We start from the raw sequence: 23,273 nt of genomic DNA on the forward strand, positions 1-23,273 counted from the left end.
ATTGTTTTAGTGAACGATTCCGTTTTTTAAACTTGGTTCAGCATTTTTATTAAAATCAATTGTAGAATTGTTCGTGTCTTTGTATACATTTTTTCCAGTAGCAGATTTTCCAATAACATTTCTACGAACAGATTTACCTATTCTATTTGGATCGTTGTAAAAAGCTCCTACACTTGTCCAACCCGCATCGATAGAAGGAGATGTTAATAATTGTAACAACTTATCTTCGTTTGCATTATTCATTCCATCAATAATCCAAGAATTTGGAATTTTGTATGCAGATTTAGAAGTAATGTTTCCGGCAGAATTTGTGTATTCGTAATCGTATTTTTGATTCGCTAAAAATGTCGTTTTATCTTGTCCTTCTGGGAAACGCGCAATTACATAAGCCTCAACACCACTGCTGTGTAAGAAAAACATATTAAAATTCATTTGAGTGTAAATTACATCTACATTTGGAACATTTGGATTGTCTACATTTCCTAAAGTTGGATTATCATTTGGAAACTCAAAATCAGCATTACTTAAATTGAAAGCTGTACTAGAAATTGAATTGTGATCGATCGCATTATCAGCAATTACAATAAAATCTCCTGGTTGTACTGGGTATTGTTGACCAGTTCCTGGTAAAACCATCACACCTTTTACTGGAAAATATTCCGTAGTTGCATAAGGTGTAACATTGTTGTCTACCGATGTTAAAAAGTTTGATTGTCCAATGATTAATTGATCGGCAAATAAAACTTCGTCTGTGTTGTTTGTTAGTTTAAAGTAACGGCTTGAGTTATAATTTCTACCTTCTGGAGTTTTTACGCCTGTAAAGAAAACTTCCTCAATAATAAAATCGTTATTGAAAGATTTTACATATAAATCTATATTTACATTTTCTACAGCACTTACAATATCAATGTTAGTACCTCCACCAACAGTAAATGTTTCGTTTGATTGCGAAATAATTTCACCATTAACAGTGATTTTGTAAGATCCTTTAGGTAACTCTAAAGAATGAACGTTAGTGTTTTCGATCGTTTTAGTTGTAGTTACACCAGTATTTATTTCTAAAATATCAATGTTTAATGTTTTATATGTTGAAATGTTTTCTCCTCTAAATCCTAAAGTTAAAATACTTTTTTGAACTTGTTCTACATTAAAACCATCATCATCAGAACAAGAAGTTATTGTAATTGTTGAAGTGATTGCTAAAAGACCTAATAGTAAAATACGTTTTTTCATTGTAATATGTTTAAAAATTATAGTTTATTTCCATTCCGAAATACGGAGACATTCCATTTCTCGGATTTACTTTCACACCATTAAATGTGTAAGGGTTATTGTAGTTGAATAATCGATTAACGAACATGGAAGCTCTGATCGATTTATAAATACTTTTAGTTACTTTCAAATTCATGTTGATGTTGTAACTCGTTTTTTGACTCATATAATCCGTTGCAGATGTATTTCTAACAAGCCATTGTTTATATAAATCTGATTTATCTTCTTCTAAAAAGGGATGAATATTTCCTTGTAAATCCATGTAAGCAAATGGATTTGCTATTTTTCCCATTCTGTAATTATTCGTAAAAAGTATTCCTTGTAACGATGCCGAAAATGTTAAATCTAACGAAGTAATATAAGTATCGATCATTAAATTGTAATTCATTTGTGAGTTTTTATAACCTTCGTCATTCGCATATATTCCGACATATGGAAAACCACCAGAATTTCCACCAACAGAAACTGAAGGAATTGCTCGAACCGGAACAGTATTGTAATATTTTGTTTTAAACCAGGCTCCACTTAATGTAAATCGCGTATTAATTGCTTTAATTCGTGGTGAATTGTACTGAAATTCGAATCCAGATTTTATTGTAGCACTTCCGTTTTCTGTTAAAGTATAAGATGAAAAAGTTTTAATATCTTGGTAAGGAACATTAGATAAATCTGGTCCATTAGGTCCCCAATTATTTGTGTCAATAGCAGTGATGTCGTATTTTTTGTATGAGTGAATATTGTAATAACCTACATTACGAAATCCGTTTTTCATGTTTTCTTTGTAATACGTTACTGATAACTGATGTTTGTTGTATTCAAAATCAATACGAACTTCTTTTTTGATATTTTTAGCAGCTGTTAAATCTTTATTGATTAATGAAGTAACATACGTCATGTAATTGATGTAACGATATTGTGGATCATTATGGTAATATGTGATTTGAGCATAATCTCTAAACTGATCTGCTGGATATAAATTTAGATTAGTTGGTTGTTTATAAAACTCACCATATCCAGTTGTTACATCAATGTTTAAGTGATTTTTCCCTATATTGATTTTTGGTAAACTATATTGAAAATTAACACGAGGTTCAACAAAAATTTTATTCGCGATTTTATATGAAGAATCAACACTTAATAATGTGCTTAAACGATAACCTGTATATAAATTAAATTGGTGTTGATTGATTTTATAATTCAATAAATTACCTCCATAAACTGATAAATTTTGAGTTCCAGGAATATCTTTAAAAGCTCTCGGTCTAGTATTCATCGATGTAGTAGGAGGTTGAGTAATATCATAAACATCACCATCACCGTAGTTTTTAGAGAATCGCCAATCTGTTCCTAAATCATATTCAAGTTTTAGTTGACCAATTTTTTTATTTCCTTTAAATTCTAATTTTGTTTGTAAATCCAATGGTTTTCCATCAGTATAAGAATCTGAGATGAAACTTAATGCTGGATATATTCCTGTATTTTCACCAGCTTGTGTAGAGATAGAAATTGCTCTTGGACCTGTATATTGAACAAATTTTGTTTGTTCAATGCGATTAAATCCTTGTTGAATTGCAGTATTTAAAATGATTTTATTGAAAAATGATTCTTTCTTTAAATCAAAAATAAAATTATTAGCAAGTGCTATTTTTCTGTTATAAGATCTGTATTTATCAACCAAATCATAACCCGTGTCAGGATCTATTTTGGTTTGATCTAAAGTTCCTGTAAAATCTAAATTTGTTCGCCATTGTAATTTATTTTCTCCAATTTTGAAATCTGCTTTGGATCTAACAGAAGCTGTAATTCTCTGGTAATTACTTGTTTCATCACTTGGATCAACTTTGGCATTTAAAATATCGAATGATGAATTGATAGACCAATTATCTTTTATTCTGAATCCTTTTCCAATGTAATATTGTTTGCTAAATCCATCAACTTTTAATCTTGCTTGAAGTGGAGTATTTCCATTTTTTCGTTCAATTTTGATTAATCCTGAAGTTAAATCTCCATAAGATGCATTTGGAATTCCTCGAATAATTTCAACTTTTTCGATGTCGTTAGTAGAAATGCTTCGCATATCAACCCCTGTTTGGTAGGTATTTCTTCCTTCTGGTGCGCTTAATAATAAACTAGAATCTAATGATTTTTGAAAATCAGAGTTTGAATTTATGATATTATCATCAACCATAAACTGAACTCCTAAAGAACTTGTACTGTAATTAGAAGGTCTTCCCGAGTTTTCTCTCAATGCAACAACATTTGTTCCGATTAGATAAGGATCGGTTGATAATCCTCCAGGTAAAAGTTCCATTAAATCTGAAAAACTCGATGGTTGTAAATGCATCAAAGCTTGTCTATTGATTACGGATTTAGATGTTAATCCTTTATCTTCTTTTGCGGTGAATACAGCTTCTTCTAAATTAATCAACTTGGATTGTAAAACTATTGGTAATTTTTTATTACCATTAATTACTAAATTCTGAATGTATTCTTCTGTAGTATCGCTTAAGATTTTTAATTGATAATTTCCTAATGGTAAATTAACGCTTAGTTTTCCTTCGGTATTTGTTTGATATTTTAATTGAGGTGAAAATTCTATCTGTACATTTCTTAATGAAATACTATCATTATCCATTACATGTAAATCTATTTGCGCGTTTTTAGTTTGCGCACAAACCTGATTAAATAAAGTATTTGATGTAAATAATAATGTAAAGTAGATGATATTTTTAGTTCTCATAGTTCTGTTTTGAGGGCGCAAATATGCTTAACAATATTTTAACAAGCAACTTATTTAGACTAAATATAATTAATAATGAGAAATATCATTTATTTAGACTTATTTAAAATAATAAAAAAAATCAACAGTTAAACTTTTGTAAAATAGAGTTTTGTAATAAAAAAAAGCGTCTCAAATTTAATTTGAGACGCTTTAAAAATATCTTATTAATTCTTATTTTAATAAATCAGGACGACGAGCTTTAGTACGTTCTAATGCTTGTTCATGTAACCATTCCTCAATTTTAGGGAAATTTCCGGAAAGTAATATATCTGGAACTTTGTGTCCTTTATAATCTGATGGACGTGTATAAACAGGAGGCGCTAATAAATTATCTTGAAAAGAATCTGAAAGAGCAGAAGTTTCATCACCAATTACTCCTGGAATTAAACGAATAATAGAATCCGCTAAAATGATTGCACCAAATTCTCCACCAGAAAGTACATAATCTCCAATTGAAATTTCTTTGGTTACATACATATCCCGAATACGTTGATCGATTCCTTTGTAGTGCCCGCAAATCATCATTAAATTTCCTGCAGAAGATAATGAATTCGCCATATTTTGGTTTAATGCTTCACCATCTGGTGTTAAATAGATGATTTCGTCATATTCACGTTCTTCCTTTAATTTAGAAATCATTTTATCTAAAGGCTCACACATGATAACCATTCCAGATGTTCCACCATAAGGGTAATCATCTACGTGACGGTATCTACCTTTTCCAAATTCTCTTAAATCATGTACATGAATTTCAGCTAAACCTTTATCTTGAGCTCTTTTCATAATTGAAGCTGAAAATGGGCTAACTAATAATTCGGGTAAAACTGTGATAATATCTATTCGCATACTGCAAAGATATTTTAAAAAACTGTGGATTTACAAATTCCTATCGATTTATTGTGGATTCTGTTCTGTCCAAACTAAACGATTTAAATCATAACCAGCTTTTTTTGCTTCATTTAAAAATTTTTGTTTCGTTTCTTCTGAAAGGGTTGGTTTACGTGATAAAAACCAGATATAATCACGTTTATCACCAAAAATTAAAGCTGTTTCATAATCTGGATCCATCATAACTACATTATAACCTGCATAAAAAGGTCCAAAAAATGAAACTTTTAATGCACCTTGATTATCAGAACCATTAAATTTTGCTTTTCCTTTTTTCTCTTTCCATTCATTTTTTACGTAATCGAAACCTCTATTAATTACTTCGATAGATCCGTCGTCTTTTAAAGTATATTGTGCTGTTACTTGATTCATGTCCTTTTCATATTTGAAATCGAATCGAGCTATTTCGTACCATTTACCTTGATATTTATCTGCCTTAAAATTATTTACAGGTTTTGCATACTCAGGTACTTTAACACTACAAGAGCTTATAAACGCAAGCGTAGTAATTGTAAGTGCTGCAAAAATTAGATATTTATTCTTATTCATACCATAAAATTTTAAGGTAGTTCTCACAATTAACATTCCACATTATATAAATTATCAATAAGATTTTTAAGTACATCAATAGAATTGATATTATTCATTAGTCAAGTCAACTGAAAACAAGTAAATTTGTGTAAAATCTAAGAATAATAAAATGTTCATTTATAATAGACATAGAAGACTTCGTAAAAACGAATCTATCCGTAGTATGGTTCGTGAAAATCATTTAAGTACTAATGATTTTATCATGCCATTATTTATTGCAGAAGGTGAAGGAGTAAAGGTAGAGGTACCATCAATGCCAGGTATTTACCGTAATTCTTTAGATAATGTAAAGAAGGAAGTTCAAGAAGCTTGGGATTTAGGAATTAAATCCGTTAATATATATTGTAAAGTTAGCGATAACTTAAAAGATAATACAGGAAAAGAAGCGTGGAATCCGAATGGATTAATGCAAAATACAATCAAATTAATTAAGGATACATGTCCTGATATGATTGTAATGCCTGATGTAGCTTTAGATCCTTATTCTATTTTCGGACATGACGGAATTATTGAAAACGGACAAGTTGCAAACGATCAAACAGTTGATGCTTTAGTTCGTATGACAATCTCTCATGCTGAAGCTGGTGCTGATTTTGTTGCGCCATCAGATATGATGGATGGTCGTATTGGTGCTATGCGCGAAGGTTTAGAAGAAAATGGATTTGATAATGTTGGTATTATGTCTTACGCTGCGAAATACGCTTCTTCTTTTTATGGTCCTTTCCGTGAGGCATTAGATAGTGCACCAGTCGACAATATGGAAATTCCTAAAGATAAAAAAACATATCAAATGGATTACCACAACGCAGAAGAAGCGCTTCGTGAAGCAATTGCTGATGTTGAAGAAGGAGCTGATATCTTAATGGTAAAACCAGGTATGGCTTACTTAGACATTGTTAAATTAGTGAAAGATAATTTACAAGTTCCTGTTTCCGTTTATCAAGTTTCTGGAGAATATGCAATGATTAAAGCTGCTGCTGAAAAAGGGTGGATTGATCATGATAAAATTATGTTAGAAACCTTAACATGTATGAAACGTGCTGGTGCTGATTTAATTACAACTTATTTCGCGAAAGAAGCGGCAAGATTATTAAATGATCAATAAGATTTGATTTATAGATAAAGAAAAACCTCAACTGATTAGTTGAGGTTTTTTTATTTTATCGATCCCACTCGTTTGTAGAATTTCCTTTATTGTTCGTATTCTTTTTATTATTTTGAACCGGAGTTTGTGGAGAAAATTGCTGGTCTACTGTTCCAAGAGGATTTCCTCCAGGCATTGGCGGAACGAAATCATCTTCCTCTTCAATTGCCTTAGTTGGATTTGAATTATCTCCATCCTTATCAGATTTATTGCCAGAATTAACATTTGTTAATGCAGATTTATCAGGATTTCTTAAACTATCTAATAATTGTTTAGCTCGTTTAGCCTCATCAGTACCATCATAAGCTAAAACAACAATTTCTAAGGCTTTTTCAAAGTTTTCTTTAGATTCAGTTTTCGAAATTGCAAAGGCATTTAATAAAGCAAATTTAGCAATGATAATTTCTGTCGGATATTTTGTGATTGCAGCGTTTACACGTTGTTTAACCTCTTCGTATTTTTCTTCTTTATACAAAGTATAAGTAGCTTCGTAATCGGTTAATGCTTCTTTAGTTTCAGCAGTAATAAAATCGACTTCAGGATTTAAAATATAACCTGCATAAATTGTATTTCCGTGCTGATTTAAGATAATATTTTTGTATTTATCCTCTAGAGTTCTATCTCTGTCTTTGTGGATACGATACAATTGATACAAGGCTTGTACCTCAACTTCTTTTTGTTTTGTAGGCGAAGCTACTAATTTTTCTAAAGTTGATGCAGATAGTTTTACATCATTAAAATGATCATAATATCCTGTTCCTAAAGAAAGTTGAGTTGTGTCTCTTGTGATTTTTAAATTATTTAAATCTTTCGCTGTACGCGGAATTTTTTCTAAATAATATTCAATTTCAAAACGACGTGGATCACCAGATACAATGTTACCTAATAATTCATTTTCACGGTCTGCTAAATCACCTCCTGGATTTGAAGCTGAATTTCTCCAATTATCTTTTAGAGAAGGAGAGTTCCAAACACGTTGGAATTCTGCTAAACCATTATTTTTTAAATTTTGATTGTAGAAATAGAATTTATTAGAACCTGAATTATCAAAACTTGAAGTAAAGCTAGCAACTTTTCCACCTAATTGGAATTCTGCCATTTCTTGCTGTTCTTGGATAACTCGTTCTTCTTCTTCTTTCTTAATTTTTGCTATATAAGTTGTGAAATGTTCTTTTTGTTCGTCTTTAGACATCGCAGCAATTCGTAAAATACTATCGTTCTTTTGAACCAAGTAATGCATCTCCATTAACTTTTTAAGAACTGTATTTTTTTCATTGATTCTATTCTTATCAGATTCTTTTGTATAAGTAGTTACTGCAGAATCAAAATAAGATGTTGCATAAAGATAGTTTCCTTGACTAAATTCTATATTTGCATAATTCTCATATGCTTTTCCTCTAATATAAGGGTCAGAAATAGGCTCTTTTAAAGATAATTTAGAGTATTCTATAGCTTCTTTTATATTTCCATCTCTAAACGCCATTTCTGCAATTGCATAATAAAATTCGTTCTTTTTAGATGTATATATTCCTTTTTTGCTTTGGTCTAAAATATGTTCTTTGTACGATCCGTATGTATTGATTTTTGGATCAAAATTCTGGGCAATTGCCAACTGAGATTTTACTTCCATATCATAACCAGGACGAATTTTATATACTTGTGTAAAAGCTTCACCAGCCTCTTCCTGCATACCTAATTTAGAATACACTTGACCTAAAGTAAACAATACACGCGCTCTATTATCAGAACCTTTACTGTAATATTCAGCTTTTTCAAGTGGTTCTAATGCTTCTTCGTACATTTTATTCTCAATCAAGAAATCTGCATAGTTTGTAGCAACTAAGTAGTTTAATTCTTTCGATAAATCCTTTTCCTTATCGTATAGTTTCAATAGTTTTTCTTGACCATCAAAATAATTCCCACCTCTAATATCAGCTAATGTTTGGAATAACAAAGCCTCATCGTAGTATTTAGATTTCGGGAAATTTTTCGTAACGTAATTTAATGCATCTAAAGCTTCGTAATATTTAGCTCGATTAAATCTCGCTTTACCAATTAATAAGTACGCACGTGCAATCATGGTGTTTTTTTCTTCACCACGAATCATCATCGAATGTTTTTCAATTACTTTATTGGCTTTTGCTTCTACCGCTTCATAACCACTTGGTTTATTTGAATTGTTTTCATTATTCGAATTTCCAGGAGTCATATTTAGTAAAGAACCATCATACTCTTCAGAAAGACTGTTTTTTCCATAATAGTTCTCACCTAAAGGCAATATTTCACCATAGTCTTCTGTATAGGAAGACTTCAGTTCTGTTTGTTTCTTTTGTAATTCTTCTTCTGCGTTAAAAAGGCCATTAAACCAAGAAGTCATTTTGTGGTAATTTCTAGTCTGAAAAGTATCTTTTCTGGTAGAACAACCAACCAAAAGGCTTGCTGCAAAGATGCTAAGTGCGTATTTTTTCATGGTCAACTATATCGACAAATCTACAATAAAACGAAAGAATACAAAAAATCTTGTATTCACAAAAAGTTTTAGATATTTGTACTATTAGATTATGTTGGTTTAGTACGATTATTTATAGTCGCTAATCTACAACATTTTCATTAGAAGTTACAATTTGTAACTAATTGAAAAAGATAATTATAAATTGATTGCAATAATATGTTAGCATTCATTTTGTATAATTTTAAATGAAGTTTATGAAGGCTTTTTTAGCTAAAATTTATGCAAATTATATTGTAAATAAGGATCAAAAATGGATGAATAATCCAATTTCTACGCAAGAAAAGACCTTATTAGACCTTATAAATTATGCAAAAAACACAAAATTTGGGAAAGATCATCATTTTGATAAAATCAAATCTTATGATGATTTTAAAAAATACGTGTCAATTAATGATTATGAAGGTTTACGTGTATATTTCGATGAAATGGTTGCAGGTAAATCGGATATTCTTTGGCCTGGAAAACCAATTTATTTAGCTAAAACTTCTGGAACAACTTCTGGAACAAAATATATTCCTTTAACTAAAGAATCAATTCCTTATCACATTAATTCAGCAAAAAACGCTTTGCTACATTATGTAAAAGAAACTGGAAATGCTAATTTCTTGAATGGAAAAATGATTTTTTTACAAGGAAGTCCAATTTTAGAAGAAAAAAATGGATTAAAATTCGGACGTCTTTCAGGTATTGTAGCACATTATGTTCCAAAATATCTTCAAACCAATCGTATGCCTTCGTGGGAAACGAATTGTATAGAAGAATGGGAAGATAAAGTAGATGCTGTAGTTAAAGAAACGATTCCGGAAAATATGACGTTAATTTCTGGTATTCCACCATGGTTAATTATGTATTTTGAACGTTTATTAGCTGTGTCTGGAAAGGAAAATATCCAAACATTATTTAAAGATTTACAATTAATGGTTACTGGCGGGGTTAATTATGAGCCATACCGCGAAAAAGTAAACCAATTAATTGGTAGAAATATAGATTGCATACAAACTTACCCGGCTTCGGAAGGTTTTATTGCATACCAAAACACACAAAAAAACGAAGATTTACTGTTATTGTTAAACAACGGAATGTTCTATGAGTTCATTCCAATCGACGAATTCCACCAAGAAAATCCAACGCGTATCTCGATAAAAGATGTTGAGGTAGGGAAGGATTATGTTTTGATTTTGAACACGAACTCAGGATTATGGGGTTATAATTTAGGTGATACGGTACGTTTCACTTCAACTGCGCCTTATAAGATTGTGGTTTCTGGAAGAATCAAGCATTTTACATCGGCTTTTGGTGAACACGTAATTGCACATGAAGTAGAGCAGGCGTTGCAAAAAACTTTAGAAAAGTATTCGGCAAGTGTAAACGAATTTACAGTTGCGCCACAGGTTAATCCAAAAACAGGTTTACCTTACCATGAATGGTTTGTTGAATTTGAGAATTATCCTGAAAATATGGACGCTTTTGGTGAAGAATTAGATGCACAAATGCGTTTACAAAATGTGTATTATGATGATTTGATCGGAGGAAATATTCTTCGAAAATTGGTTTTAACGCCAATTAATAAAGGAGGTTTCCAAGATTATATGAAATCAATTGGTAAATTAGGAGGGCAAAATAAAGTTCCTCGTTTGGCCAATGATCGTTCGATTGCTGATGAATTTTATCGATTGAATTTAACAAACATCACACAATAACACAAATGATTTATAAAACAGTAGAAAGTTCATTGATAACTTTTTCGCAGTTAATGTTACCATCACACTCGAATTTTTCGGGTAAAATTCACGGAGGATATTTATTATCATTAATGGATCAGATTGCTTTTGCATGTGGATCTAAATACTCTGGGAAATATTGTGTAACTGCATCTGTAGACAGAGTTGATTTTTTAACGCCAGTAGAAGTAGGGGAATTAGTAACACTTAATGCATCGGTGAACTATGTAGGTAATACATCTATGGTAATTGGAATTCGCGTAGAAAGCCAAAATGTACAAACCGGAGAAATTAGACATTGTAATTCGTCTTATTTTACTATGATTTGTAAGGAAGAAAATGGAGAAAAAGCCGATGCTCCGAAATTAATTTTACGTTCTCCAAACGAGATTCGTCGTTTTTACAAAGCGTTACATCGAATCGAAGAACACAAAAAAGCAGCTTTACAAGTAAAAGATCCGATGGATTATCATTCGGATGATTTAATCAATTATTTGTTAGAGCATTATAATGTAAAGATTCAATTAGACTCAAGATTATAATATTAAAACCTCCAATTTTTGGAGGTTTTTTTATCATTTATTTTTTTCAGTTATCATGTATCGAATTAAAATACGTCTTGCATCTTTTGTGTCTTTTTTTGGTAGTATGTATTTGATATAATTCGTTTTTCGCGTTCTTTTTTTACAAAATCCATAGCCTTTATAAACTCCATTTTCAATATAAACTAATCCAATTTCAGTAGGATTTCTTCCAGGAAGTACATAAAATTTAGTAAATTTTTCTAATGTATTATTTTCAATAAAACGATTCACTCTCATATTATAAGATTCAGGAGATTCTTCATTAATACAAGCACCAAAACACATTTTAACTTGGTAACCAAAACAGGAATATTTTGTATGATATAGATTGTTGATTTTTTGACAAAGGAAATAGTTTTCCGTAATCCGAAATAATGTTTCCTTAGCTTCCTTTGCAGTTGTAAATGTTGTTATACATTCTTCATTATCAGTGATTTTTTTAATGTGTAAACCAATATAATTATTGACATCTGTTTGATATAATCCATACTGAAAAACACTTTTTCTCTGTGCACGGTTAAATATTGGTTTATAATCTTTGATTAATTGGGATTCGTGCAATAAAGCAATTAATTCACTACCAGTTTCTTCATATTTTATGAATTTAACATAGTTTTGAATTTTCAGTGATTTTCGATCTTTGCCACTAAAATGCTGAATAACACGTTTTTTAATATTTATACTTTTCCCGATGTAAACTAAATCTTCTTTTTCATTGTAAAAGAAATATACACCTGCTACTTGAGGAAGATTTTGTATTTGTTCAGTTAACATTTTTATCGACCAAATTTAAAATATGGATTTAGTTGATGTGTTTTGTTTTCTAGAAAAGCTTTTACCATTTCCATTCCTAAAACTGAAAAAGTAATTCCGTTTCCACCAAAACCAAGAACAAAATATGACGAAGGAAAGTCTTTATGAGTTCCAATATATGGTAAACCGTCTTTTGTACTTCCGAAAGTACCAGCCCAACTAAAATCAGTAGCAAACGGAATTTCTGGAAATAATTTCTTAAACTCTTTTTCTAGTTTTAATGTTTTATTGTGAATTAATTGATCGCGTTTATCAGGATTTACAAAATCTTCATCCTCGCCACCAATTAATATTCGGTTATCGTCAGTTGTTCTAAGATAAATATAAGGATCTGCAGTATTCCAAATCAATAATTTATTCAATTTTTCTAATTGTTTAGCTTCCATTTGCTCTGAAACAATTGCGTAGGTAGATAATAAATCAACAAATTTTTCTTTAATGATTTCGGCACTTTCAAAACCATTACAATAAATTACTTTTTTAGCTTTAATTGTAAAACCTTTATCGGTAGTTGCTGTTACAGATCGTGAGGTAGAAGTGATGTTTACGAGATTTGTTTTGTCAAATATTCGCAATCCTTTTTTATGATTATAAGCCAATAATTCATGGGCTAAATGAAAAGCATCAACGCTTGCACCAACATTAGAAATAATTCCACCATGTGTATTATGTAAATGGTATTTTTCTTGAATTTGCTCAGGATTTAACCACTTTACAGGAAAGTTAGCTTTTTTTCGAGCTTCAAATTCAGTTTTTAGCCAATCAATATCTTTCTTGAAATGCGCAAAATATATGGATTTTTTATTTTTAAAACCAGCTTTGCTTTTAATCGACTTTGAAATCATTTCTAAAGTTTTAATTGAATCTTCACAGGCTTTATAACAAGTATTAGCAGCATCTTCACCTATTAATTCTTGTAATTGATAGAGTGGAACATCAATTTCATATTGTAACATAGAAGTTGTTGCAGAAGAACTTCCGTTAACAATTTCTCGTCTATCAATTAATACAACATCATGATTATCTTTTATACATTGATGAGCGATTAAACTACCTGTAATTCCGCTTCCAATAATCAAGATTTCGGTTTCTATGTCCTGTTGTAAAGAAGGAAATGAATTTATTAATCCATTTTTAATTAACCAAAAAGGTTCGTTCGATTTTAATTTCATAGTTTAGACAGATTAGCAAATAGTTGCTATAGCTGTATTTAACTATCAACTTATATACCTAATTTAAAGTAATTAACTGTTTATTTAAATCAAAATAAAGTTTTTTGTATCTCACAGAAAGTAAAATATTTAAATTATTATTCCAAAAAGTTAAATTTGTGATACGGTCAAAAGCCTCTTTATTGTATATTCTATTTTCATAATAAACAATGTTGTCGTTAATTTCGTTTTGGATAAAATCAATTACATCTTGCTGAATAATATTCAGTAATTCTGGATCATCTAATTTTTCTTTTAAACTTGTTTTTACAGTTGAAATATTGTGATCAAAATCCTTATAAAGTTCTTCTAAAACTTTATGTCTTGTTTCTGTATAGATTGATGATCCGATTTCATCTAATTCATAAAATAGAATCTCGGAATCATTTATTTCAGAATCATAAAATAAGATAGTTTCTATAATTTTAGAACTACCATGTTCATGATTCGATTTTAAATAAATGTATAATTGATTATTGAGCTTATCTATGGATTGAAAGTAGCTATCTGTATGCGAATCAGTGTTATTTGTGTTGTTTAAATCCATTATTTGATTAATTAAATCTTCTTTTTTGATAGGACTTGATGAATCAATTGCTGAATAATGTATCTGTTTAAAATCTATTTCTGTAAAATTTTGTAATGTTTCGAAGAATTCTAAATAGGTATTATTAAAATAATATTCTTCGAAAATATTAACTAATTCTGAAGCTTGTTTTTTATTCAAACCATTGTTAAAAGTAGATAGATTTTGTTCTATTTTTTCTTGATTATTTAGTTGAAAATTATCAATAGAATAATTTGTTTGGTTAGAGGTTTTAGATAATTCTAATATTAGATTAGTATCGGAATAATAATCAACTATTTTAGTATTGTTCATTGTCGTATTAAACAAGCTAATTTGATGATTTTTCAAAATTAATTTTCTTAATTGATCACGTTTTAAAACTTCTCGATATAATTCAAATTGATTATCAACTTGATAAAAATTATTAAGTAATTCTATAAAATAAAATTCAATTTCATTTTTGATAATAATATATTCTAAAAGCTTATGATTAGCAGACTTATATTCGTTAGTATTTATATTTTCTTTTTTATTTAATTCTTTTAATTGTTTTTCGAATTGTTTTATGTTTTTAGAAAATTTGTAATGAGTTTTTAATAATATATGTTCAGCAATATAAATATAGGAGAATAGAATTGTAAATTTTGAAATCTTAGTTTCATTTGTCAATTCAGATGTATAAAACATATTTCCAGTACTAAATTCCCAATTTCTGAATTTAATTAAACTGAATTCATTTCTGTCTATATATTTTCTTAATTCATTAAATATTAAAGCTTTTAATTCAGCTCTATTAAGCGTTTGAAAATGATTAATTCCAATAACTAAATTAAATTTTGAGGGATTAAATAATGCATTAAATTGGTTCTCATATTCAGTGAAAACTTCAGCTACATTTTCAATAAATACTTTTGGCGTTTTCTTTAAACCGATTTCATTTTTGATTTCATCGAGTAATTTAAATAATTCAGGTTCTTCTTTCGGATTAATTTGATTTTCTCCTGTCTTGATTTTCTGAAAAAGTATAAGAATATATCTTAAAGGCATTAATGATGTAATTAGCCCAATAATAAATATAAAACCTGGTAATATTACGCCATAATGCCAATTGTAAATATTAAAAATATATGCAGAAAATGTAATAAGTATACCAAAATATACAATAGAGCCAATAGCTATTAAAAGAAAGCCGATTTGTAGTTTTCTTAGGCTTTTTCTTGCGTTTTTATTTAATATATCAATTTTATTTTCCATTAATTGGCAATTAATACTTCAGGAGTTTTATTAAATAAAGAAAGATATGTGTATAAGAATTGTTTTTTATTTTCGAATAAGATGATTTGCGACATTTCATCAATGAAATTTAAGGATTCAAAAAAAGATCTTAAATCATAATCTAAATACTGATTTGTATAGAAGATCTGTTCATCCTCTACATAGTTTTTAAAACTGTTAATTCCATCTTTATTTACGTATTGTGAAAGGTTATCAAAATCAAGATATTTAGTTACTAAAGGCTTAATTTCATCATTAAAACTGTGTAAATTTTGAATTCCTTCTTTTATTATTTTTTCATGAGAATTTACAAATAAGAATTGTGTTTTCTCATCTATTTTTGTTTTAAGATCTTGTATTTTAGTAATATCATTATTTAATTCTAAACCAATTTCAGCTAGTTTTATACTTTCTTCTGTTAGATTTTGCGAATAAAATTGTTTAATCTTTTCATCAATAATATTTACACTTGGTTGAAAATTATCATGTTCATTCGTGATTTTTTCAATTAATTCATCAATATCTTTAGTATGATATGTTTCTCCATCATATTTAAAAGATTTGATATTTTTGTTAAATTTTATGAAGTTTAAACTTTGAATATCATCTCTGTAAGCAAAAAGATTTGCATATAAATCTGTAGTAGCCTCACTAAATAATTCGTTTGGATTAATAACTTCTACATCATTTATAATTTTACAATCTAATATTTCTTTGTAATCTAAGAAAGTATAACTGTAAAGATTATGATATTCTTTTGGGTAATTAGAATTACTATTTTCGAGTTTAAATTCAGTTAAAAATTCTTCGTCTGAAATTTCGTTTTTACGTGTAATATCTAAATCAAAAAAGAAATTAAAAGAAAAATTTTCTTCGAATTTTACGATATCGTTAATTAAAACTTTTGCAATTGGTGAATTGTCTATTTCAGATTCAATTTTAGTGTTTTTTATATTTTCAATACTTGCCTTTAATTCTGGATGCGTCGAATAAATATTCTCTAATTCTAATTTTGAATAAACTTTATTTAACTGCTCAAACTCTGGTTGAGGTAAACCATTTTTGACTTTAATTTTATTATTAGCTACATATAAATTAATTACTTGATCTAAGTTTCTGTAGTAGTTTTTAGAAAACTTTTTCTCTTCTTGTTTACTTGCGTAGAATCTTGAAACTTTATTTAATTCTGCAATATACAAATCCATACGAAGCATTGGTTTTATCATTACATCAATTCCAACTACATTTGTCGCAATCTGATCTGCATGATATTCCATTTCTCTAGAAAGTGCCAAACGTTGTAAATCTAATTTCTCGAAAATATAGACGTAAACCTTTTCAAAAAGTTTATTATATAATAAAGCACCACGACTAATGATAGCAATAAATCCATTAAAATCAGCAATAGTATTTATAACATCGACCATTGATTCTTTGTTGTTAACGATTTCATCTATAACATAATAAGCATTAGCTGTATATGAACCAATTGTCATCGATTTTTGAGAAAAATGACCAAATTCGTGCGCTAAAACTCCTTTTAATTCATTTATAGTAGTCATTCGTACTAATCCAATACCAATATTTAAGTTTTTAGCCGTTGGGAATAATAAACTTTGTATATGATTAGAATAATAAACAGATGCATTAATATCTGGAATTAAAAATACTTTTTTGGGATGTTTTGTTCCAACTTCGTCAGCTGTATCTTTAATTAATTTAAACAATTCAGGATAATCCTCTTCATAAATTTGAATACCATTTTCTTCAGTTTTTTTGAAAATTGATAATAAATATTTAAAGTTGAAAAACATTATCATTCCGCCCATCACGCAAGCACCAACAGATAAAATGATTGTTCCTGTATTAAATGCTTCGCTTAATAGAAAATAACCTAAATATAAAGAAGCTAAAAATATACTAACAGATAGAAGTAATGAGATAATAAAAGTAATGATGAATAATATAATCCATACAATAGATTTTTTCTGAGCACTTTTGTAGTTTTCAGAAAGTTTGATAGTAGAAGGCATTGTGTTAAATTTTAACGAAAATAAAAAAACCTGAAGAATAATCCTCAGGTTTTAATATGATTTATTGTATTTGTTGAATATTAGAATTCAGCAGCTGTTTTACGAATGATTGCAATACATTCCATTAATTGCTCTTCGTTCATTACTAAAGGTGGAGCAAAACGGATAATGTTTCCATGCGTTGGTTTTGCTAATAAACCATTTTCCATCATTTTTACACAGAAATTCCATGCAGTGTCAGACTCTGGCGTATCGTTGATTAAAATTGCATTTAATAAACCTTTTCCACGAACTGATTTGAATAATGGGAATTCTTCAACTAATTTGTTGATTTCAGCACGGAAAATTTGACCTAATTTTTCAGCATTATCTGCTAATTTTTCGTCTAAAACTACTTGTAAAGCTTCACGAGCAACTGCACAAGCTAATGGATTTCCACCGTAAGTAGATCCATGTTGACCTGGATGAATAACATCCATTACTTCGTTACGTGTTAAAACTCCAGAAACAGGATAAGCTCCTCCAGATAAAGCTTTTCCTAAGATTAACATATCTGGTTTAATATTTTCGTGATCGATTGCTAACATTTTTCCTGTTCGCGCAATTCCTGTTTGAATTTCGTCAGCGATAAATAAAATATTATTTTCTTGACATAAATCGAAACAAGCTTTTAAGTAACCTTCAGCAGGAACATTAACACCAGCTTCACCTTGAATTGGTTCAACTAAGAAACCACAAATTTTATCACCTTTTTCAGCAATTACTTCTTTTAAAGCATCTACATTACTGTATTCTACAGCGATAAATCCTGATGTGTATGGGTCAAAATGTTTACGTGCATCTTCGTCATTAGAAAAAGAAATAATTGTAGTTGTACGTCCATGGAAATTGTCTTTACATACAACAATAATACCTTCACCAGCAGGAATTCCTTTCTTTTCGTAGCCCCATTTACGTGCAATTTTTAAAGCAGTTTCTACGGCTTCAGCCCCTGTATTCATCGGTAATATTTTATCAAAACCGAATAATTCAGTTACAAATTTCTCGTAAATCCCTAATTCAGCATTGTAAAAAGCACGAGAAGTTAAAGTTAATTTATCTGCTTGCTCTTTTAATTTATTGATGATTCTTGGGTGAGAGTGTCCTTGGTTAACAGCAGAATAAGCTGATAAGAAATCAAAGTATCTTTTACCATCAACGTCCCAAACGTAAACTCCTTCACCTTTTTCTAAGACAACAGAAAGTGGGTGGTAGTTGTGTGCTCCGTATTTTTCTTCTAATCCGATTAATTCTTGTGCAGAATAATTTGTATTCATGTTTTATGCTTTTGTTTGTAATTTAAATATATAAAAAAACCGGACACTTATAGCGCCGGTTGTGTATCTAATCTTTTCTCGATTAACTGAATATCTTTACCAAAAAATCTTTTTGAAACCTTTAAGAAATTATCTGTATAATCAGACAAAAAGAAATCATAAGTAGGAGCGTGATCTTTTGCTGCTAATTTACCTTCTCTTCCTAATAAATAAATCAAATGATTAACCACAATTAAAGGCGAATTGATGATATGTACTTTACCTTCAAAAACTTGATTAATTTCTTTTTCAACCAACGGATAATGCGTACATCCCAAAATGATTGAATCAATTCCATCTAATTTTTTGTTAGATAAATACGTTTCTAAAACAGCCTTAGAAATTGAAGTATTAGCATATCCTTCTTCGATAACTGGTACCAAAAGAGGAGTAGCCATTTCAATAACTTTAACGTGTTTATTGTATTTGCGTATTGATTTTTTATAAGCTCCAGAATTGATAGTTGCTTTTGTAGCAATTACTCCAATTTTTTCTCTTAATTCGAATGCAACTTTTTCTGCAACGGGAGATATTACATCAATAACAACAACATCTTCACCAGCTGCTTCTTTAATTGCTTCAATAGAATTAGCCGTAGCCGAATTACAAGCGACTAAAATAGCTTTACAATCGTGTGATTTTAAGAAATTAGTAATATCAACCGAAAAACGAGTAATCGCTTCTTTAGATTTTTCACCATAGGGCAAATGCTGTGTATCGCCAAAGTATATCATACTTTCGTTTGGCAATAAACGTTTAATTTCTTTTGCAAAAGTTAGTCCACCTACACCAGAGTCAAAAACTCCAATCGGTCTGTTATCATTCATAGATGCAAATTTATAAAATTAATCAACGTAAAATAGGCGAGAAGCGATTCCGTCCGCGAAAAATTTTGCTTTTTTTGTTAAAACAATTTTACCGTCAATTTGTTGCACTAAATTTTCTTTAAATAATTCTTTAATTTCAAGGTTAAAATAGTCAAAAATCTTAGTCCCAAATGTTGATTTTACTACATTAGGATCAATTCCGTAGATTGTTCTTAAACCAATCATCATCATTTCGTTGTATTGATCTTCTAAAGATAGCGTTTCAATCTCTATTGGTAAATTGTTATTTTTTAAAGCTTGAATATATTTAGCATTATTGGCAATATTCCATGCGCGATTGTTCCCGAAATAAGAATGTGCAGATGGTCCAAAGCCGATGTAAGGAACGCCTTTCCAATAATTAGAATTATGCTGAGAAAAATATCCTGGTTTTCCAAAATTTGAAATTTCGTACTGAATAAATCCATTTTTTTCAAGAAATTGTACTAAATAATCAAACTGATCTGATTGATGTTGATCGTTAATTGGTTTCCATTCTCCCTTCTCAATTTTTCGATTAAGAATTGTTTTTTCCTCAACTGTAAGTGCATAAGACGAAATGTGATTGACTCCTAAATCTACAGCTTTTTGTAAGTTTTGTTGCCACATTTCGTGCGTAGTTGTATTTGATCCGTAAATTAAATCAATTGTAATGTTTTCAAAACCAAATTCTCGGACCAATTTGATGCAATTTTCAGCTTCAACAGCATTGTGTGCACGATTCATTAAACGTAAATCTTCTTCAAAAAAGGATTGAATTCCGATTGAAAAACGATTAATAGGAGTAGTTTTAAAATAGGCTAATTTTTCAGGAGTTAAATCATCAGGATTAGCTTCAAGTGTAACTTCTTTAACCTGTGATAAATCGAAATGATGTTGTAATGCATCAAAAATAGAATCTAACTCGTTATTGGTTAAAATAGAAGGAGTTCCTCCACCAAAATAAATAGTTTCGATAGGTTCTTGTATTTCATTTTTGCGTAATTCAAACTCTTTTAAAAGTGAAAAAATTAATTCATTCTTTGAATTTAAATTCGTTGAAAAATGGAAATCGCAATAGCTACATTTCTGCTTGCAATAAGGTATATGTATGTAAATTCCAGCCAATGGCAAATATTTTTCACAAAGATAAATCTAATTCGATTATTTATCTAAAAGTAGAAATATGAAATTTGATAAAAAATAATTTAAAAAAAGTATAATTTTTATGAAATTAAATTCTATCTTTCGACAATAAATATAATATTATGAACAAAGGAACTGTTAAATTCTTTAATGATGAAAAAGGATTTGGATTTATTAAAGAAGATGGATCAGGAAAAGAATATTTTGTACACGTTACAGGGTTAGTTGATAAAGTTGCTGAAAACGATGAAGTAACTTTTGATTTAGCTGAAGGTAAAAAAGGTACAATGGCTGTAAATGTAAAATTAGCATAACCATTACATATTTTTTGAATGCAAACCACTTCTCAAAAGAAGTGGTTTTTTTATTTTCCATAATAATTCCCTTCAGTATTAGTTTCCAGATCTTTTATGGTTAAAGAAGTACTAGGGAATTGTCTTAGTTTTAAAATTTTATAGATTGGTTTGTTTTGATAATAGATGGTATCAGACTTAACGGAATATGTATCATCTTTAAAATCTAAAACATCTCCGAAGTGACTACCATTTCCAAATTTCCAAAATTTGACACTTTTTATTTGGTTTTCTTTACTACAACTAATTAAGAGTAGTAAAAAAAGAATACTAAATATCTTTATCTTCATAAAACTCTATATCTTTAAAAACACTGTTTATAAATTTATAAATTTCTATTAAATGTTCTTTTGATATTTGTTGTCCAATTTTGGATGCAATAAAAGTTCCTAAAGCTAATAATAGAGCAAATGGAATTGACCAAATCCAATTACTCGTGCCAGTTACATAATATTCAGATACGGCATATGTACCTAATGTTATTAATAATGCACCAGACAATCCATAGAAAAACATAAACATTGTCCAAATATTAGGACGTGGACCAATAATGCCACGAACAACAATTAATTCTTTATTTTCTTCATCATCTTCCCATCGTATTTGTAACTGCGGAGCCCAATATTTTTGTTTATCTTTTCTTAATCTAACCATAGCAAATTCTTGATTTGCATAACCACCAATTTCTTTATTATTCAGAGCTAAATGATTTTTAATGGTCTTGATCAATTCAATTTTAGATGCTTTTGTATATACTTTAAAACGTGGTCTACTTTGTAAAGTTTTAATTCTAATTTTGTTCTCCATTATTGATTAGGTTTCTTTAAATTTACAATAAATCAATAGATTATGACTAAAGAAGTTTCTGATACTTATAAAATAATTTACGAAATAGTAAAGCAAATTCCAAAAGGAAAAGTAACTTCTTATGGCGTAATTGCTAAAACTATTGGAGCAGGATTTTCTGCTCGTGTTGTTGGTTATGCGATGAATCATGCACATGATTTGGAGGACGTTCCGGCGCATCGTGTAGTAAATAGAAACGGACTGTTAACTGGAAAACATCATTTTTCTCCTCCTGAATTAATGATTGAACTTTTAGAACAAGAAGGTATAAAAATAAAAAATGACCAAGTGGTTAATTTTAAACAACATCTGTGGAATCCCTTAGAAGAAGAAAATTATTTGTAACGATATTCGTTTTCTTCTTACTAACTTTACGAATTCAATTTATAATATAGAATGGACTACTTATTACAAGCAGAAAATTTAACAAGACGCTATAAAGATAAAGTTGCATTAAATAACTTTAGTATCAATATTCCTCAAGGATCTATTTATGGACTTTTAGGACCAAATGGAGCAGGAAAAACAACGTTTATCCGAATCGTTAATCAAATTACAGCACCAGATGAAGGTCGTATTTTATTAAATGGCGAGCCTTTAACTAAAAAATCGATTGCACAAGTTGGTTATATGCCTGAAGAACGTGGATTGTATAAAAACATGAAAGTAGGGGAACAAGCCATTTATTTTGCACGATTAAAAGGAATGTCATCTGCTGAAGCAAGGAAACGTACACAATACTGGTTCGAGAAGTTGGATATGATGTCTTGGTGGGATAAAAAACTGAGCGAACTTTCGAAAGGAATGGGACAAAAAGTTCAGTTTGTTGTTACAGTAATTCATGAACCTTCTTTATTAATTTTTGATGAACCTTTTTCAGGTTTCGATCCGGTTAATGCACAATTAATTGCAAACGAAATTTTAGAACTTCGTGAGAAAGGAACAACAATTATTTTCTCAACTCACCGAATGGAATCGGTTGAGGAAATGTGTGATCATGTTGCTTTGATAAATCAATCGAATAAGGTTTTAGATGGAACAATTGAAGAAGTGAGAAACCAATTTAAGTCAGGCGAATTTAATATCGGAATTCATCAAATTTCATCTGAAGATTTAGTTTTATTAGGAAATAAATATCAAATAAAAAATGTTGATGTAAAAGGTGAATTAACATCATTTAATTTATTGATTGATAAAACTATACCGTCTAATATTTTATTGAAAGAATTAATTGAAATGGGACAGATTAATCAATTTAAAGAAATTATTCCATCAATGAATGATGTTTTTTTACAAGCTGTAAAACAATCTAATTTAGCTCAAAATAAATAAGT

The 23,273-nt window shown here is 29.3% G+C and carries 19 protein-coding genes; 6 read left to right on the forward strand and 13 right to left on the reverse strand.

Features of this window, described 5'->3' with window-relative positions; genetic code table 11:
* Positions 1–6: 6 nt before the first annotated feature.
* The 4 genes from EAH69_RS07550 to EAH69_RS07565 form a co-directional block, all read right to left on the reverse strand.
* A complete protein-coding gene (locus tag EAH69_RS07550; RefSeq protein WP_121934581.1) occupies positions 7–1,233 on the reverse strand; it encodes a DUF4876 domain-containing protein in 1,227 nt (408 codons plus the stop codon).
* Positions 1,234–1,243: 10 nt separating this feature from the next.
* On the reverse strand, positions 1,244–4,012 hold the full coding sequence (locus EAH69_RS07555; protein WP_121934582.1) for a TonB-dependent receptor plug domain-containing protein: 2,769 nt from the start codon (positions 4,010–4,012) through the stop codon (positions 1,244–1,246).
* 213 nt (positions 4,013–4,225) lie between these two features.
* On the reverse strand, positions 4,226–4,900 hold the full coding sequence (gene trmD / locus EAH69_RS07560) for a tRNA (guanosine(37)-N1)-methyltransferase TrmD (protein ID WP_121934583.1): 675 nt from the start codon (positions 4,898–4,900) through the stop codon (positions 4,226–4,228).
* Between the two features lie 48 nt (positions 4,901–4,948).
* Positions 4,949–5,491 (reverse strand): lipocalin family protein, encoded by a 543-nt coding sequence (locus EAH69_RS07565; RefSeq protein WP_121934621.1) that lies wholly within the window; start codon positions 5,489–5,491, stop codon positions 4,949–4,951.
* 151 nt (positions 5,492–5,642) lie between these two features.
* On the opposite strand from EAH69_RS07565, the gene hemB reads away from it, so the two are divergent.
* A complete protein-coding gene (hemB, locus tag EAH69_RS07570; RefSeq protein WP_121934584.1) occupies positions 5,643–6,638 on the forward strand; it encodes a porphobilinogen synthase in 996 nt (331 codons plus the stop codon).
* Positions 6,639–6,693: 55 nt separating this feature from the next.
* Here hemB and porW read toward each other — a convergent pair whose 3' ends face one another.
* Positions 6,694–9,147 (reverse strand): type IX secretion system periplasmic lipoprotein PorW/SprE, encoded by a 2,454-nt coding sequence (porW, locus tag EAH69_RS07575; RefSeq protein ID WP_121934585.1) that lies wholly within the window; start codon positions 9,145–9,147, stop codon positions 6,694–6,696.
* 236 nt (positions 9,148–9,383) lie between these two features.
* Between porW and EAH69_RS07580 the strand changes: the two genes are divergently transcribed.
* Positions 9,384–10,889: a GH3 family domain-containing protein gene (locus tag EAH69_RS07580; protein WP_121934586.1), complete on the forward strand. Its 1,506-nt coding sequence runs from the start codon at positions 9,384–9,386 to the stop codon at positions 10,887–10,889.
* Between the two features lie 5 nt (positions 10,890–10,894).
* Positions 10,895–11,452, forward strand: coding sequence for an acyl-CoA thioesterase (locus EAH69_RS07585; protein ID WP_121934587.1), 558 nt, complete (start codon positions 10,895–10,897; stop codon positions 11,450–11,452).
* Between the two features lie 33 nt (positions 11,453–11,485).
* Here the strand turns inward: EAH69_RS07585 and EAH69_RS07590 are convergent, their stop codons facing one another.
* From EAH69_RS07590 to hemW, 7 genes are all read right to left on the reverse strand, one after another.
* Positions 11,486–12,268, reverse strand: a complete 783-nt coding sequence (locus EAH69_RS07590; RefSeq protein WP_121934588.1) for a GIY-YIG nuclease family protein — start codon at positions 12,266–12,268, stop codon at positions 11,486–11,488.
* A gap of 2 nt (positions 12,269–12,270) precedes the next feature.
* Positions 12,271–13,479, reverse strand: a complete 1,209-nt coding sequence (locus EAH69_RS07595; RefSeq protein WP_121934589.1) for an NAD(P)/FAD-dependent oxidoreductase — start codon at positions 13,477–13,479, stop codon at positions 12,271–12,273.
* Positions 13,480–13,537: 58 nt separating this feature from the next.
* Complete coding sequence (locus EAH69_RS07600) at positions 13,538–15,340, reverse strand: hypothetical protein (protein WP_121934590.1); 1,803 nt, start codon at positions 15,338–15,340, stop codon at positions 13,538–13,540.
* The gene (locus EAH69_RS07605) at positions 15,340–17,394 is read right to left on the reverse strand and encodes a M48 family metallopeptidase (protein ID WP_121934591.1); all 2,055 of its coding nucleotides are present in this window, start codon (positions 17,392–17,394) and stop codon (positions 15,340–15,342) included. Before EAH69_RS07605 ends, EAH69_RS07600 begins: the two co-directional genes overlap by 1 nt.
* Before the next feature lie 80 nt (positions 17,395–17,474).
* On the reverse strand, positions 17,475–18,710 hold the full coding sequence (gene rocD, locus EAH69_RS07610; RefSeq protein ID WP_121934592.1) for an ornithine--oxo-acid transaminase: 1,236 nt from the start codon (positions 18,708–18,710) through the stop codon (positions 17,475–17,477).
* A gap of 47 nt (positions 18,711–18,757) precedes the next feature.
* Positions 18,758–19,576 (reverse strand): glutamate racemase, encoded by an 819-nt coding sequence (gene murI, locus EAH69_RS07615; RefSeq protein ID WP_121934593.1) that lies wholly within the window; start codon positions 19,574–19,576, stop codon positions 18,758–18,760.
* Between the two features lie 18 nt (positions 19,577–19,594).
* Positions 19,595–20,722, reverse strand: a complete 1,128-nt coding sequence (gene hemW / locus EAH69_RS07620; RefSeq protein ID WP_121934594.1) for a radical SAM family heme chaperone HemW — start codon at positions 20,720–20,722, stop codon at positions 19,595–19,597.
* 140 nt (positions 20,723–20,862) lie between these two features.
* Between hemW and EAH69_RS07625 the strand changes: the two genes are divergently transcribed.
* Complete coding sequence (locus EAH69_RS07625; RefSeq protein WP_121934595.1) at positions 20,863–21,054, forward strand: cold-shock protein; 192 nt, start codon at positions 20,863–20,865, stop codon at positions 21,052–21,054.
* Positions 21,055–21,363: 309 nt separating this feature from the next.
* On the opposite strand, the gene EAH69_RS07635 is transcribed toward EAH69_RS07625, so the two are convergent.
* Positions 21,364–21,900: a hypothetical protein gene (locus tag EAH69_RS07635; protein WP_121934597.1), complete on the reverse strand. Its 537-nt coding sequence runs from the start codon at positions 21,898–21,900 to the stop codon at positions 21,364–21,366.
* A 42-nt stretch (positions 21,901–21,942) separates the two neighbouring features.
* Here EAH69_RS07635 and EAH69_RS07640 point away from each other — a divergent pair, with 42 nt between their 5' ends.
* The gene (locus EAH69_RS07640) at positions 21,943–22,284 is read left to right on the forward strand and encodes an MGMT family protein (protein WP_121934598.1); all 342 of its coding nucleotides are present in this window, start codon (positions 21,943–21,945) and stop codon (positions 22,282–22,284) included.
* Between the two features lie 51 nt (positions 22,285–22,335).
* On the forward strand, positions 22,336–23,271 hold the full coding sequence (locus tag EAH69_RS07645) for an ABC transporter ATP-binding protein (protein ID WP_121934599.1): 936 nt from the start codon (positions 22,336–22,338) through the stop codon (positions 23,269–23,271).
* Positions 23,272–23,273 lie beyond the last annotated feature (2 nt).

It is taken from the genome of Faecalibacter macacae, from assembly GCF_003687725.1.
In the GTDB taxonomy this organism is placed as follows: domain Bacteria; phylum Bacteroidota; class Bacteroidia; order Flavobacteriales; family Weeksellaceae; genus Empedobacter; species Empedobacter macacae.